The following is a 15,718-nucleotide window of genomic DNA, read 5'->3' on the forward strand; positions in this document are numbered from 1 at the left end:
CTACTGCAGACTAATTGTAAGAAATCATTTTCAAACAACTAATGTTGAACATAGCGACAGGGAAGTGAACACTTCAACCCAACCCTACAGTAGCGCTCCATAGTTTAACAAAATTATAGACTATGGCAGTGTTGCCCCTATTTGAGTGCAACCCCAGCAAGTGGTTTTGATGAACCGGCTCACTTCGGCGTCAATGACCTTTCACGTTTGCTCATTGGCATCACCCCAACAAACGCTACTGATTCATTTCGCTCCTCTACCGCGACAATACTTTAGACTATTGCAAAATAAATTTAACAATAATTTAACCACCCGTCGCATTAGGTACAGATGATTGTACTTATCTCGACTACCATTTCAATACAAAAAATAAACTTTATTCAGCTTTCTAATGATCTTTTTAGCGACACCAAAATCAGTACATTTGCTCTAATACTGAATTCAATTCCCACCTATAAAGATGAACTTGTGAGATGAAAAGTTTATAAACTACTAAATTTTATATGTATTCATTTCAAACATTTTAGGGATTTTATATTTCTCGTATGAAACTTGATTTCTATAATAATCGTCTATGTATTGCGACTATAATTTAGAGGTATTGGATAATAAAAGGTCACTCGACTGAAAAACATACATTATCTGAATTCAATTTGTTTTTATTTCAGGAACTTTTCAAAATTAATATTGTATAATTTAAAAGTCAGGTTTAATATTTATCCATCAGTTACTTTATTTGTGAGTATAACCATGTCGGAAATAACAAAAACTCTATTAAACATTCGCAGCCTTCGCGCTTTTGCTCGTGAACTAACTGTAGAGCAATTAGAAGAAGCACTAGAAAAACTAACTATTGTTGTTCAAGAACGTAAAGAAGCTGAAGAAGCTGAATTTGAAGCACGTGCTGAACAAGAATCTAAATTAGCAGCAATTGCTGAACAAATTGCTAAAGATGGCATTGACGTAGAAGCATTAATTAGTGCGCTATCTGGTGAAACGAAAAGCAAAACTAAATCAAAACGTGCTCCTCGCCCTGCAAAGTATAAATATGTAGATACTAACGGCGAAGAAAAAACTTGGACAGGTCAAGGCCGTACACCGTCTGCAATCCAAGAACAATTGGATGCAGGAAAATCGCTAGACGACTTCCTTCTTTAATTAGAAATATTTGAAAAAAAGCTCCTACTATAAGGAGCTTTTTTTTATTGATATTTATTTGACCAATAAAAAGCCTGCATATAACAAGCAGGCTTTATGAATACGATTAATGAAGCTTATCTTTCCCAATAGGCTTCTTCTAAGCTATCTTCTCGTTCAGGCAAGCCGCGTGATAAACGTGGTGAATGTTGAACCAACACTTCATAACTTGCACGGTTAGAATATTTACAAACTTGTGAAAATGAAGAATAAGTTAAAAACGCATAAGCGTGTTTACTTGAGTTTGGCACATTCTCTTTGTGGTACTTATTTGCTGCCATATCATGCAATAAAGCAGATAAAGCGGCATCACCTGCTCCATTTGTATTCTTAATTTTCTCAGGGCCACCCATATAAGGTGAAATATGAGAGAAAACTTTCAATGGATTTTGGCACAGTGATTTAAATGCTGGGCGACTAAATTCAAAACGATTAAATTCAGCAACACTACCTGGCAATAATGGCAAACTGGTTTCACGTTTTGCTTCGTCTTCAGTGTAGCCACCCATAAACAAACCAACAGGACCAGCTGTACATAACACCAAATCCACCCACTCCAACGCTTTGTCAGATGCTGCCAATGGATCGGTTTCACCAGTTAACGCTTCAGCTTCATCTTCATTCATCGCCACTACGCTAACATGGTCACGTAAGAAGTCTTGCCAGAATTTAGGGTCATCTTGAATAACAAATTTAGTCCCTAGTGTTAATACAACCGGAACGTCATGCTTTTTCGCATACTCAATCGCTCGCATTGTCGCTTCAGGCATAGGGTCGCCCTCTTTACAACGTACTAAGTAGGCTGTTAATACTAAAGCTGACGCATTTTTAAAAATTTTCTCAGGAATACTATTTGGGCTCAGCTGATTCATTTGCCCTTCGCTGATTGCAAACGTGCGTTCACCATCTTCAGTGATCAGTGCGAAACAACGACCAATCGCTCCCTCTACGGCTTGCAGATAGTTTAAATCCATGCGACTAGACGTATTGCAAAGGTAGCGGTAGCCATAACTGCCAATCTTAATATCTTGGCTCATTACGCCTAACAACGTAGAACGGTCATCAGCTAATACTGAGTAGTTATGTAATGTATTTCCGATCGTACCACCGGCATACTCATTAGTAATCAAGTCACATTCTTTTAGCTCGTTATATAAAGCTTCAGCGGCTTGATCATCAATAACTAGTGAGTGTCCCTTACTCAATCCATATTTAGCAATAAGATCTGAATCTACTTTCGCTTCGATGTCCACTAGTGTTTGATCAATGCCAATAATGTGTGTACGTGACATTTTCTTACTTTCTTGAGCCTGACTGACTAAAGGATCACGTGCATGAACGGGAAAGTAGTGTTTAGACTTACGTTGACCGGGAAATTTCATAATTTACATTCTGAGTAAGGGTTCGATTGGGGATGCGGATTCTACCGCGCTCAGATGAACGCGGCAATAGGGTCAATTATAGCAAACGTTTTCGCTATTCTCCGTCCATAAAGCTAAGATCTGGCAAGCTATCTAAATGCTCTGAATAACGTTTAAGATTGAATGTCCCATCGTTTTTCATGACATCAAATATTTCAATAGAGACAGCGCATGCCATCATCTCGATCGCTTCTTCGCGAGGTGTGCCTGTCATCATTAAACGCATTAATGTTTCTTTTGCTTTAATCGGATTGCCATCTTCAAGTTGATTTTCAATAACTTCGATTAGCTGAGCTTCTTCGAACACTTGGTTTTCTTCAGTCATAATGCTGTTTCCTCTTGGATTTTCGGTCACTATGCCATATATAGCTATTCTCAACCTATCGAAATTACCTTTGTTCGTTTTTATTGCTTAAAATATCTACAAAAACGAAGTGTGATTTCGATCTCGGATCTGTCACCGGTCTGCGGTTTCTGTTAGAATCTGCGTCCAGTTAATTTAAGTGGTATTTTGTAATGTCTGCGAACTGTAAAGACAACAGTCAAAAGAAAGTCATCGTTGGTATGTCTGGTGGCGTTGATTCATCTGTTTCTGCGTATCTTTTAAAACAACAAGGCTATCAAGTTGAAGGTCTGTTTATGAAGAACTGGGAAGAAGATGATAACGAAGAGTACTGTACTGCAGCTGAAGATTTAGCTGATGCTCAAGCAGTCTGCGACAAGCTGGATATCCCACTTCATACCATTAATTTTGCTGCAGAATATTGGGATAATGTTTTTGAATATTTCCTTGCTGAATATAAAGCAGGACGTACTCCAAACCCAGATATTCTGTGCAATAAAGAAATCAAGTTCAAAGCATTCCTAGAGTTTGCTGATGAAGTGCTCGATGCTGACTACATTGCTATGGGTCACTATGTTCGTCGTTCATTCCCTGAAAATGGTGAAGCGCCACAAATGCTACGTGGCAACGACAACAATAAAGATCAAAGCTACTTCTTGTACACATTGAGCCACGAACAAGTTGCACGCAGCCTATTCCCTGTTGGTGAACTAGAGAAACCTGAAGTTCGTCGCATCGCTGAAGAGCAAGATTTGATCACTGCGAAGAAAAAAGACTCTACGGGTATTTGTTTTATCGGTGAGCGCAAATTTACAGACTTCTTGTCTCGCTATCTTCCTGCTCAACCGGGTAAAATTGAAACGCCAGAAGGCCAAGTTATTGGCGAGCACCAAGGTTTGATGTATCACACATTAGGCCAACGCAAAGGCTTACATATTGGCGGCCAAAAAGGTGGTGGCGGCAATGAAGATCCATGGTATGTAGCAGAGAAAGATCTGAAACGTAACGTGCTAATCGCAGTTCAGGGTGCTGATCACCCTCTATTAAAGTCAAATGGCTTGGTTGCAGCACAGTTACATTGGGTGGATCGCACACCAATTCGCGAACCATTAAAATGCACAGTGAAAACACGCTACCGCCAAACGGATATCCCTTGTTGTATCATCCCTATCGATGACGAAACAATCAAAGTGATATTCGACGAGCCTCAGGTTGCTGTAACCCCTGGCCAATCTGCTGTTTTCTATCTAGATGATGTTTGCCTTGGTGGCGGTATCATTGAAGAACGTATTTAATTCGTCGAATTTATTAGGAGTGCAACTACGTGGCTAACACACTTTATGATCGTACTATCGCGTTTGCTGGTATCTGCCAAGCGGTTGCTTTGGTTCAACAAGTAGCGAAAAATGGTCATTGTGACTCGGACGCGTTTGAAACTTCACTAAAAGCGATTTTGAACACAAATCCAAGCAGTACGCTGAATGTGTTCGGTCGTGAGTCTGACTTAAAGTTAGGCTTGGAGTGTTTAGTCAAAGGTATCGATAGCACCCCGACTGGCAGTGAAATCACTCGTTATATTATTAGTTTAATGGCTCTAGAGCGTAAACTTAGTAGCCGTAACGATACGATGTCTCAGCTTGGTGACCGCCTCCAAACTTTGGAGCGTCAACTCTCTCATTTTGATCTTCTTGATGAACAAATGATTAGTAACCTTGCGAGTGTGTACTTGGATGTAGTGAGCCCAATCGGTCCGCGAATTCAAGTCACAGGAACGCCATCTGTACTTCAACAAACCAGCAACCAACATAAAGTTCGCGCTTTGTTATTATCCGGTATTCGAAGCGCTGTATTATGGCGCCAAATCGGCGGCAAGCGACGTCACTTGATCTTCGGTCGCAAAAAAATGGTCGAGCAGGCACAAATCCTTCTCGCCCGTATGTAGCGGACGAATATAATCAGCAGCTCGCGTTTATCGCGAGCTCATTTTTTTAAGTCGGACACCCCTTGCGCAAACGTTTGCGCAATATTCGTGACAATTGCCATTGTTATTGGTATAAAGCACACGAAATTTAGAAAATCAATTCAGGAGAACATCATGGAACTGTCAGCATTGACTGCTGTTTCACCAGTAGACGGCCGTTACGGAAGCAAGACTATTGCATTACGTGAAATATTCAGCGAATACGGTCTATTAAAATACCGTACTATTGTTGAAATCCGCTGGTTACAAAAGCTTGCTGCCACTGCTGAAATTGCAGAAGTGCCAGCCTTTAGCGCTGAAGCAAATCAATTCCTAGACAACCTTGCTGCAAACTTCTCTGAAGAAGACGCTCTACGTATCAAAGAAATTGAACGCACAACCAACCACGATGTAAAAGCGGTTGAGTATTTCTTAAAAGAACAAGTTGCTGGCGTTCCTGAACTTCATGCGGTGAATGAATTTATTCACTTTGCTTGTACTTCAGAAGACATTAACAACACTTCTCATGCTTTGATGCTAAAAGAAGCTCGTGAAACGATTATTCTTCCAGAAATTCGTAACCTTATTGATGCAATCAGCAAACTTGCTGTTGAATACCGTGACATTCCTTTCCTATCACGTACGCACGGTCAACCAGCTTCTCCATCAACGATGGGTAAAGAGATGGCAAACGTTGCTTACCGCATGGAACGTCAATACAAGCAAATCGAAAACGTTGAAATCTTGGCGAAAACTAACGGTGCAGTTGGTAACTACAACGCTCACCTTTCGGCATACCCTGAACTAGATTGGCATAAGTTTAGCGAAGAGTTCATCACTGAATCTCTAGGCGTTACTTGGAACCCATACACGACTCAAATCGAACCTCACGATTATATCGCAGAGCTATTTGATGCCGTTGCGCGTTTCAACACCATTCTAATCGACTTCGACCGTGATGTTTGGGGCTACATTGCTCTTGGCCATTTCAAGCAAAAAACCATTGCTGGCGAAATTGGCTCTTCAACAATGCCACACAAAGTTAACCCAATCGATTTCGAAAACTCTGAGGGTAACCTAGGCCTTGCAAACGCAGTATTTGGCCATCTGGCTCAAAAACTGCCTATTTCTCGTTGGCAACGTGACCTTACTGACTCCACAGTACTACGCAACCTTGGTGTTGGTGTTGGCTATGCAATCATCGCGTACACATCAACATTGAAAGGTATTAGCAAACTGGAAGTAAATCGTGAAGCACTGCTTGCTGAACTTGATAAAAACTGGGAAGTTCTTGCTGAACCCGTTCAAACGGTAATGCGTCGTTACGGTATCGAGAAGCCTTACGAGAAGCTAAAAGAGCTAACTCGTGGAAAACGTGTTGATGGCGAAGCTATGCGTCTATTTATTGATGGCCTTGAACTGCCTGAGCATGAAAAAGCACGTCTAAAAGAGATGACACCTGCGAACTACATCGGTCAAGCTATCGAACTAACTGACAAATTATAACTTTCTTTGTTATGTCATTTATTGCAAAGGCTTCCTCAAGGAAGCCTTTTTTCTATCTATAATTCTTATCCTCAGCGCTCCTTGCCCAACAAGCGACATAATTAGCGTGCCATACATAGTTTAGTTAGCATTTCATAGCTATATTGCAATATTGCTATATTGCTATATTGCTATAGCGCAATGACGTTAGCTCATGTCCTTAGTGTCAAATGTATCCACTCACTTGTAGCAAATAAACCGCACAGAAAATAAACGCTGCTGGATCAAAAAAGGCTTGGTCTATCACCAAGCCTTTCGTTTATCACGTCGATTTTCTATCGTCTCATTTTATCGTTAGACTAAATAAATCCATCCGATAAATAAGATTAAGCGTTACGTAACGCTGCGATTCGCTTATCCAATGGTGGGTGGCTCATCAACAATTCCGTCATTGAGCGTTTACCATTAATACCGAAAGCCATCATTGAACCTTCCAATTGAGATTCATGGCTCACTTTCAAACGCTCTAGAGCAGCAATCATTTTTTGCTTACCGACTAATTGCGCTGCACCCGCGTCAGCATAAAACTCACGATGACGGCTGTACCACATGGTAATAAAGCTTGCTAGGAAGCCAAAAACCAATTCCAATACCATAGAGACACCGAAATATACCATCATATTTGAGCCGCCCTCGCCCTCTTCATCACTATCATTTGAAGAAACGATGTTCGCGATAAAACGAGAAAGGAAAATAACAAACGTATTCACAACACCTTGCATCAGCGTCATGGTCACCATGTCGCCATTCGCAATGTGACTCACTTCATGGGCAAGTACTGCTTCAGCTTCATCACGGGTCATGTTATGAAGTAGCCCAGAAGAAACTGCGACTAGTGAATCATCACGCTTTGCACCGGTTGCAAAGGCATTAATATCAGAAGAATCATAGATCGCTACTGTTGGCATACCAATACCAACCTGAGCTGACTGTCGACGTACTGTTTCAAGCAACCAATGCTCTGTTTCGTTACGCGGACTTTCAATAACCATGCCGCCAACTGAACGCAGTGCCATACTCTTCGACATCAATAGCGAAATAATTGAACCACCAAAACCAAATACTGCTGCCATGACAAGTAGACCTGACAAACTGCCTGGCTGCATGCCTGTAACTGCATAAACAATATTCAAAACAACGCTCAACACCAACACAACGGCTAGGTTTGTTGCTAGGAATAACATGACTCGCTTCATTGACTTTCTCCAAAAATTGGAAGCTTATTATAAATGTTCTTGTGTAGATGCCACACGAACTTGTTATTTGTATAGATATAGTTTAAACCGAATAATTACAAGGTTAAGCAGCAAATTGAAACATTTGTTTTCGATAATGACATAGATTGACATACTCTTCGGTGTATAACCAAAAAATATGACTCACTTTAAGCAACTTGATGCAATTAAATCTTGTATTATTTTATATAGTTAACATCGCTATAGACTTTGGTCTTATTGCTGAGTTGTAGAAAACTGCTAAATTCAAATTATATAAAAAATGAACCACTTAATGCAGTTTGAGGGACAGAACAATGATTGAAGCAAACAACTACCAAATGGCGATCGATCTTCTCCGCTGTCACTTAGGACTTTCAGAAGATGAAGCGCTGCAAGAGTTAGGCTTAGAGAGTACTATCGGCAATGATCCTCATGTCGCGGATTACCAGCAAGCACTACTCGGTATGGACAGTGATAAGTAAGTAATAAAAGCTCTGACTCATTACATAGAACCACTAACTCTAATAAAAAATTAAGGCTGCCAAATGGCAGCCTTAATTTTTATTCTTACGATGGTCTTTTACTACAATCGTACCTAACTTCAATGAGACCCTACTTCAGTAGCGGCTCGACATTGATATAACGACCAAGATTAACGCGTTTAACTTTAGGTACATAAGGAATCTCGCCTAATTTAGGCGCATCGATTCTAGTCTCTAGCATCTCAATAATTTCAGCATAGTGTTCTGTTCCTGGGTTGATTCGATTAGCAACCCAACCGATCACTTCAAGCCCGTCAGCTTTAATCGCATCCAATGTCAATAAAGCATGACTCAAACAGCCTAACTTAATGCCTACAACAAGAACAACGGGTAGTTTTTCTTGTTGTACCCAAGTTGACAAACAATCACTGTCAGAAATCGGTACACGCCAGCCGCCCGCGCCTTCAATCAAGACGATATCTGAATTTTCCTTATGCAGGGCAAGCTTTTCGCTCAATACCGCATAGTCAATAACCACATTTTCACGTTTAGCAGCAATGTGTGGTGATGCTGGCAACTTAAGAGCATAAGGGTTTATATCGTCATAATTGACTTCTACCGTCGCCGCATTTTGTAGATAGAGCGCATCAGAATTTCGCATACCACTTTCAGTTTCATCACTACCAGAGGCAACTGGCTTGTAACCAATAGTGTTTAAACCTTTATCCGCTAAAGCATTCAAAATCGCTTTCGAAGCGATTGTTTTTCCAACATCGGTATCCGTACCTGCAATAAAAAAAGCATCAATCATAGATTAATCGTCCCCAAACATACTTGATAGGTTGCGGGCAGAAGGCCCCGGTGGATATTCCGATGTGCTTGATAGTATCTCTCAACATCCAAAATAGATCGTCGTCGAGTGAGCCCATTTGAGCGACCTGCTACATGATTCGCGCCAATACCTTTTAGATCGCGCATCAGTGAAAATGCAGAGTCATACCAAACAACAATGGTGGGCAAGTCTAGATGATGGACTGGACAGTGAGATTGCGCTAACGCAATTTTTACCTGATTCACTGACACAAAATCATTGACGTGTTGATGTGAGTCAATTTTCGCCCATGCCTTCTTCAGTTCAATAAGTGAACCATCAAGTAAAGTAGAGAAAAATAACTCGCCTCCTGCTTTTGTCACTCGACGCATTTCACTTAAAGGCCATGCTAAATTCTCGCACCATTGTAGTGCCAGACTTGAAAAGACATAATCAACAGCATCATTTCCTAATGGTAATGACTCCGCATCGGCTAAGTAATAATGGCATTGTTTATCGCCACATCGCTTGCGTGTCTCGTTAAGCATCTGTTGTGATAAATCAATACAGATAACCGTCGCTCCTCGCAACAGTAATTGTTCACTGAAATATCCTGTACCACAGCCAAGGTCAAGCACGATTTTATTCGACAAATCACTTGGCATTTTATCGAGTAAGCGGTGACCAACATCTCGTTGAAATGCCGCGTGATGATCGTATGTCGCAGCGGCCTTACTAAATGCGTCGGCAATCGCTACCTTGTCCTGACTTGACGATAGATCACCCAATAGATTTAAGCTCATCGAACACTCCTAAATTATTTTGTGTATCTGATTGGCAAGGTCCCGGATCTGCTGCTTATCATGAGCCGCTGTCAAAGTAACTCTTAGCCGGGCTGTTCCGGATGGAACGGTTGGCGGCCGAATTGCGGTTAACCAAAAACCCCGTTCTTTCAGCTGATTCGCCACGTCTACAGCTCGATTAGCACATCCAATATGAATCGGGCAAATAGGCGTATTTGTCGCGACAAATCCCTCAACGTCAGCCAAGTAGTGATTAAAATCATACTGCAATTCCAGTAGCTTCTCACGTCGCCACTCCTGTTGTTGGACCATTTTAAGGGCGTAAGTTAGTGCATAGGCTTGAGCTGGCGGCATAGCCGTCGAATAAACATGATGACGAGAAAATTGCGTCAGGTAATCCCCAACTTCCTCGCTGCACAATACTGCAGCACCGGACATCCCCATCGCTTTGCCAAATGTCACAATCAAGATATGAGGGTGAATACCACTTTCATCACAACTTCCCCGACCTCGCTCCCCCAGCACACCAAAACCGTGAGCATCATCTACCATCAACCAAGCTGAAGAGTTAATCATAGCCGCGATCTCAGCAAGTGGCGCGCGATCCCCATCCATGCTAAAGACCCCTTCCGTCACAACTAAAGCAGCTGAATTCAGGTTTTCATTTTCACGCTGAAGTAATGTGGCAAGATGAGCTGTATCATTATGCTGAAAGCGACGCATCGTCGCCGGAGATAGCATTCCCGCTTCCATTAATGAAGCGTGATTAAGTCGATCTTGGAATAAAGAATCGTCTTTTTCTAATAAACTGAACAAAATTGCTTGGTTTGCTGAAAAACCAGATCCAAAAAGTATCGCGCGAGGATAACCTAGCCATTCACACAGTGATTTCTCTAAACCATCATGAGCGGAACTATATCCTGTCACCAAAGGCGAAGCACCACTACCATTGCCATAGCGTGCTATTCCCTCTTGCCAAGCCTGTGAAAGCTCCGGATCCGTCGCTAGGCCTAAATAATCGTTACTCGAAAAATTAATATATTGACGCCCATCATGGGATAGTTGGATCCCATTTCCTTGGTCAACAGCAATTAATTTTCGCGTAAGACCTTTGTCTTTTCGAATATTAAGTGCTTCTTCAATACGCCTGTTAAACGCTGGCATCATAAAACAAATCACCTTTTGACGGTCGTGACGCAACACGTTCGACGACTCGATCTAACAAATCGTTTTCTTCGATTTCATCTGGTTTTTGTACGACTTCTTGGCGGTTGATGCCCAATGTCTCAAATAACTGTAAATCTTTGTCTTCTGATGGATTTGGCGTCGTCAACAACTTACAGCCGTAAAAAACCGAGTTTGCGCCAGCCATAAAGCATAAGGTTTGCATCTGCTCATTCATATTTTCACGACCCGCAGATAAACGGACAGCTGACATTGGCATCATGATACGTGCTATAGCGATAAGTCGAATAAAATCAAATGGGTTAACATCATCTACGTTTTCTAATGGTGTTCCCTTTACCTTAACCAGCATATTAATCGGAACGCTTTCTGGGTGAACAGGTAGATTCGCCAACTCCACAAATAGTCCAGCGCGATCATTGGTACTTTCTCCCATTCCAATAATCCCACCTGAACAAATTTTCATCCCCGCATCTCTCACGTGAGATAAAGTATCGAGACGATCCTGATATGTACGTGTCGTAATAATATTGCCGTAGAACTCAGGAGAGGTATCAAGGTTATGGTTATAGTAATCCAACCCCGCCTCAGAAAGTGCAACAGCTTGCTCTGGCGTCAACATTCCCAACGTCATACAGGTTTCAAGTCCTAACCCCTTAACTCCTTTGATCATTTCAGTTAAATGAGGCATATCTCTTTGTTTCGGGTTTTTCCACGCGGCCCCCATGCAAAAGCGAGTAGAACCCGCACTTTTCGCTTTATGCGCTGCGTCCAACACTCGTTCAACTTCCATTAAGCGTTCTTTCTCAACGTCAGTCGTGTAGCGCGCACTCTGTGGGCAGTATTTACAATCTTCAGGGCAAGCACCGGTTTTGATCGACAATAATGTACTAACTTGAACATGATTATGTTGCTGAAACTTCCTATGAACTAATTGCGCTTCAAACAATAAATCCATAAAAGGTTTATCCATGAGTGCTGTTACCTCTGCAACAGTCCAATTGTGACGAACTTCCACATGCTTTCCTTATGATTAGAATTGTTACTTGGCTAGTCTAACGACTGGATGTAGACTGTCAACAATGTTAGAAATCAAAAGTTTACATTTGGTTAATTTTTAAACAAACTTAACAGTGGTACATGCAATGGACTTAGCCTTTGATAGCCGCCATATATGGCATCCTTACACTTCGACATTAACACCTCTGACCTGTTACCCAATTATTTCGGCACATGACATCTATCTTGAATTGGAAAATGGAAAACAGCTTGTTGATGGCATGTCATCCTGGTGGTCCGCAATACATGGCTACAATCATCCCCATTTAAATAGGGCTGCTCATCAACAGATAGATAAGATGTCACACGTCATGTTTGGGGGAATTACCCATGAACCGGCTATCAACCTCTGCAAAAAATTGCTGGCCTTTGCTCCAAATAACTTAGAGCATGTCTTTCTCGCCGATTCGGGCTCGGTTGCCGTCGAAGTGAGTCTAAAAATGGCACTACAGTACTGGCATGCTAAAGGTGAAAAACGCTCTAAATTTTTAACATTGAGAGATGGCTATCATGGCGATACATTCGCCGCGATGTCAGTCACCGATCCCGATAACTCCATGCACTCTTTATACAAAGGTTTTTTACCTGAACATATCTTTGCCCAATCACCAAAAACTGGATTTTGGCAAGAATGGAATGACAAGGATATCCAAGATTTCCAACAGAAACTTGAATGCCATCACCAGCAAATTGCTGCCGTTATCCTCGAGCCAATCGTACAAGGTGCCGGGGGAATGCGTATCTACCACCCGGAGTTTCTCAAGCAAGTTCGAATACTCTGTGACGCCTATGGCGTATTATTAATACTGGATGAAATCGCTACGGGGTTTGGTCGCACCGGGAAAATGTTCGCCTGTGAACATGCCGATGTTGAGCCCGACATTATCTGTGTTGGTAAGGCGTTGACCGGCGGCTATATGACTCTATCTGCAACCTTAGCTTCAAAAGAAGTCGCAGATACCGTTTGCGACGGGGATGCAGGATGTTTCATGCACGGCCCGACTTTTATGGCGAACCCTCTCGCATGTGCAGTAGCGACAGCCAGTATGGAATTACTTGAAACTCAACAATGGGCACAACAAGTCACCAACATTGAGCAATGGTTCTCCCAACTGCTTCCACCTTTAACAGCATCCCCGTTAGTCAAAGACGTGCGCTGGTTAGGTGCGATTGGCGTTGTAGAAACTCATTGCCCCGTAGAGATGGAAACAATTCAAGCTTTATTCGTAGAGTTAGGAGTCTGGATCAGACCATTTGGGCGCCTAATTTATATTATGCCTCCGTATATCAGCCAACGTGAGCATATCGACAAGCTTGTTGCTGCTATTTCGATCGCTCTAGATAATCCAAATTGCTTCAAGTCTATGCGTTAATTCTCGGGTGACTCTAAGATCGAGAATTCAAATCATTAGATAAAAGTCAAAGATCAGTAGGACAAAAATCGCACCTACAGGTCTATTGACTTTAACTCTACTGAACGATTAATTATTGTGATTCCATCCAGCGACGAAACTCTTCTCTTTGTTCCACAGACGCTTTCTTATACCAGAGCTTTAGCTGTTTTGAAGCTTCATTTGATTTGGCTTGTTGGACACTTTTTAGCTCACCAGCTATTGTATCGGCATCGGCAGATAACACGATATTGTGTTGGTTGTTATACGTTGTGATAACCGCAGCGAGATCGCCATAAGGCATGAAGCCCTCCTTGCCTGGTAAATACGCAGAGTTATAGCTCAGGTTTTGTCCAGAGGCAGTAATTCGCCAGTCAGGTCCATGACGAAACTTGGTTTCTGCATCTGAATAGCTGGTGACTTTCGGCACATCAATATCGACATCTTTATCGGTATCAAACGAAATAATGTAAGGTGATGAGATAAATTGATCGCGTGAGCTGCCATTAGTTAAGCGTTTTGACATCCGAACCACAATTTGGTTAAAACCATCATTAATTTGATAATCGGACTTCCCTTTCACTTCAACGCCGTTTACCGCCATAATTTCAACACCAAATTCTGCACTGATCTGGTTGGCAGAAACCATAAACGGCGCCATTGACACTAAACCTAGGTATACGTACTTCTTCATTATTTTATCCTTGTGCGTTTATGACTCTCGTTACCAAAGTTGATATTATTCTATATAACGTTACCAGTTCCGACAGTTCGATTCTGTTATCCAAACAATGCTGTTGAGACAAATAAAGCCGCCTAAAAGGCGGCTTTATAATAAACGTAAGTTAACTATCGATGAATAATCATCAATTAGAAGTTAACATTGATACCTAGAGCTAGACGGTCATCATCAGCACTTGTACCGTTGTCATAGCTTGCGCCTTCAACAAATAATGTTGTTTTTGCGCCGAATGCGTATGCAACACCTGCATAGAAACCATCTTTATCTACGCTATCACCAACAACTGGCTTCTCATCAACTTGACCGTAACCTGCGTATAGACGGTATGCATCGATAAAGTACTCGCCACCTAGACGGAAAGCATCAGCAGAAGACTTATCGAAGTGATCTTCGCTTGAGTAGTCAGCGCCCACTTTAGCATCACCAAACGCATAACTTGCACCAACGTTAAAACCAGTTGCATGGTCATTGTTACCTGATTGTTTGTAATCGAAGTAACCAGCAGATAGACCTAGACCAAACTCAGCATCGTAAGAAGCGGCTAATGTCGCACCAGTGATGTCTTTACCAGCTTCTTCTTCTTTGAACTGGTAAGAACCAGATACAACAAGGCCGTTCATATTCGCAGATTCTGCTTTGATGATACCGTTAGCACGGCCACGATCTTCTAGTTCTTGTGAATAACCGTAGTACTCATCGAATCCACCGCGGAATGCGTAGTCATCAAAAGATGTTGTTTGGCGACCAAAAGTAACCGCTACCGTATCCGTAAAATCTAGACCAGCGTATACATCACGATTTTTAAGTGCTGAACCGTCATCTTGAGTTGTTAGTTGGAATTCAAATTTACCAACGGCTGCAACTGCATCTGTTACTTGATGACGAACTTTAAAACCTAGACGAGAGTCATCAACTAGCACATCTGTGTCGCTGTCTGTGTCAGTCTTTTTATGTTCAATAATTGCGAATGCACGACCTGTAAGTTCAAGAACTGAACCATCTGCGTTATAAATTTCTGCTGCGTTTACTGCGCTTGCTGTACCTGCTGCTAGTACAGCTAAAGCTACTAGAGTCTTTTTCATAATAATCCACTGCCTTTTCTTAATTTGGGAATTCCTTATCCGGTTCCCTTTTATAATTTGAAAGTACTCTCGCTCTGTTTGGCTTGATGTCCTTTCAACTAAATTTCGAGGTCTAGATTGCAAAAGAATATCCTGCGTGTCAAATAACCTAAAATAAAACATAAAAAAAGATAAAAGCCATTCAATTTCAACAGCTTAAATTTAGAGAAAATATAAAAAAACAAAAAACATTCATATCATCCTTGATATTACCCCAAGCCGTAATCGCGGCAAAAACAGCAGAAAACCCCACACAACCAACATAAACCAAAAACAAAAAGAACAAACCACCAACAAACAAACACATTTAGAGATATATATTTTTTACATTTTGAATTAATTCTAAGCCTATGAAGGTTCAGTTTTTTTTTGTGAACAAGATCTAGATTTGCTTTAAAAGAGTTCTATTTCGTGAACTACGTACACATAAGCAATATGTGC

General features: G+C 41.5%; 15 protein-coding genes and 1 riboswitch. Of the genes, 6 read left to right on the forward strand and 9 right to left on the reverse strand.

Annotation, left to right across the window (positions count from 1 at the left end):
* Positions 1-82: 82 nt before the first annotated feature.
* Positions 83-267: riboswitch (Lysine riboswitch) on the reverse strand.
* 483 nt (positions 268-750) lie between these two features.
* Positions 751-1,158, forward strand: coding sequence for an H-NS family histone-like protein (locus tag DZ860_RS13725; RefSeq protein WP_120032198.1), 408 nt, complete (start codon positions 751-753; stop codon positions 1,156-1,158).
* Between the two features lie 116 nt (positions 1,159-1,274).
* Here DZ860_RS13725 and DZ860_RS13730 read toward each other — a convergent pair whose 3' ends face one another.
* Positions 1,275-2,579, reverse strand: coding sequence for an inosine/guanosine kinase (locus DZ860_RS13730; RefSeq protein WP_120032199.1), 1,305 nt, complete (start codon positions 2,577-2,579; stop codon positions 1,275-1,277).
* A 94-nt stretch (positions 2,580-2,673) separates the two neighbouring features.
* Positions 2,674-2,943, reverse strand: a complete 270-nt coding sequence (locus tag DZ860_RS13735; protein WP_120032201.1) for a hypothetical protein — start codon at positions 2,941-2,943, stop codon at positions 2,674-2,676.
* 191 nt (positions 2,944-3,134) lie between these two features.
* Between DZ860_RS13735 and mnmA the strand changes: the two genes are divergently transcribed.
* From mnmA to purB, 3 genes are all read left to right on the forward strand, one after another.
* Complete coding sequence (gene mnmA, locus DZ860_RS13740) at positions 3,135-4,256, forward strand: tRNA 2-thiouridine(34) synthase MnmA (RefSeq protein WP_120032203.1); 1,122 nt, start codon at positions 3,135-3,137, stop codon at positions 4,254-4,256.
* Positions 4,257-4,285: 29 nt separating this feature from the next.
* Complete coding sequence (gene hflD, locus DZ860_RS13745) at positions 4,286-4,903, forward strand: high frequency lysogenization protein HflD (protein ID WP_120032205.1); 618 nt, start codon at positions 4,286-4,288, stop codon at positions 4,901-4,903.
* Between the two features lie 153 nt (positions 4,904-5,056).
* Positions 5,057-6,427 (forward strand): adenylosuccinate lyase, encoded by a 1,371-nt coding sequence (gene purB, locus DZ860_RS13750; protein WP_120032207.1) that lies wholly within the window; start codon positions 5,057-5,059, stop codon positions 6,425-6,427.
* Between the two features lie 365 nt (positions 6,428-6,792).
* Here purB and htpX read toward each other — a convergent pair whose 3' ends face one another.
* The gene (htpX, locus tag DZ860_RS13755; protein WP_120032209.1) at positions 6,793-7,662 is read right to left on the reverse strand and encodes a protease HtpX; all 870 of its coding nucleotides are present in this window, start codon (positions 7,660-7,662) and stop codon (positions 6,793-6,795) included.
* Between the two features lie 335 nt (positions 7,663-7,997).
* Here htpX and DZ860_RS24435 point away from each other — a divergent pair, with 335 nt between their 5' ends.
* On the forward strand, positions 7,998-8,165 hold the full coding sequence (locus tag DZ860_RS24435; RefSeq protein ID WP_165862901.1) for a hypothetical protein: 168 nt from the start codon (positions 7,998-8,000) through the stop codon (positions 8,163-8,165).
* A gap of 130 nt (positions 8,166-8,295) precedes the next feature.
* Here DZ860_RS24435 and bioD read toward each other — a convergent pair whose 3' ends face one another.
* The 4 genes from bioD to bioB are packed head-to-tail and all read right to left on the reverse strand — an operon-like array spanning position 8,296 to position 11,982.
* Positions 8,296-8,976, reverse strand: a complete 681-nt coding sequence (bioD, locus tag DZ860_RS13760) for a dethiobiotin synthase (RefSeq protein WP_120032211.1) — start codon at positions 8,974-8,976, stop codon at positions 8,296-8,298.
* Complete coding sequence (bioC, locus tag DZ860_RS13765; protein ID WP_120032213.1) at positions 8,973-9,779, reverse strand: malonyl-ACP O-methyltransferase BioC; 807 nt, start codon at positions 9,777-9,779, stop codon at positions 8,973-8,975. Before bioC ends, bioD begins: the two co-directional genes overlap by 4 nt.
* Positions 9,780-9,788: 9 nt before the next feature.
* Positions 9,789-10,946: an 8-amino-7-oxononanoate synthase gene (gene bioF, locus DZ860_RS13770; protein WP_439333131.1), complete on the reverse strand. Its 1,158-nt coding sequence runs from the start codon at positions 10,944-10,946 to the stop codon at positions 9,789-9,791.
* Entirely contained in the window at positions 10,930-11,982 is a 1,053-nt protein-coding gene (gene bioB, locus DZ860_RS13775; RefSeq protein WP_120032215.1) for a biotin synthase BioB, read from the reverse strand. The genes bioF and bioB overlap by 17 nt, the downstream gene beginning before the upstream one ends.
* Before the next feature lie 127 nt (positions 11,983-12,109).
* Between bioB and bioA the strand changes: the two genes are divergently transcribed.
* Positions 12,110-13,396, forward strand: coding sequence for an adenosylmethionine--8-amino-7-oxononanoate transaminase (gene bioA / locus DZ860_RS13780; protein ID WP_120032217.1), 1,287 nt, complete (start codon positions 12,110-12,112; stop codon positions 13,394-13,396).
* Between the two features lie 112 nt (positions 13,397-13,508).
* Here bioA and DZ860_RS13785 read toward each other — a convergent pair whose 3' ends face one another.
* Together DZ860_RS13785 and DZ860_RS13790 are read right to left on the reverse strand one after the other, a co-directional pair.
* Positions 13,509-14,108 carry a YccT family protein gene (locus DZ860_RS13785; protein WP_120032219.1) on the reverse strand — a complete coding sequence of 200 codons (600 nt, stop codon included), beginning with the start codon at positions 14,106-14,108 and terminating at the stop codon, positions 13,509-13,511.
* Between the two features lie 176 nt (positions 14,109-14,284).
* On the reverse strand, positions 14,285-15,238 hold the full coding sequence (locus DZ860_RS13790; protein WP_165862902.1) for a porin: 954 nt from the start codon (positions 15,236-15,238) through the stop codon (positions 14,285-14,287).
* Between the last annotated feature and the right edge of the window lie 480 nt (positions 15,239-15,718).

Origin of the sequence: Vibrio sinensis (assembly GCF_003605645.1) — a bacterium.
Classification (GTDB): Bacteria; Pseudomonadota; Gammaproteobacteria; order Enterobacterales; family Vibrionaceae; genus Vibrio; species Vibrio sinensis.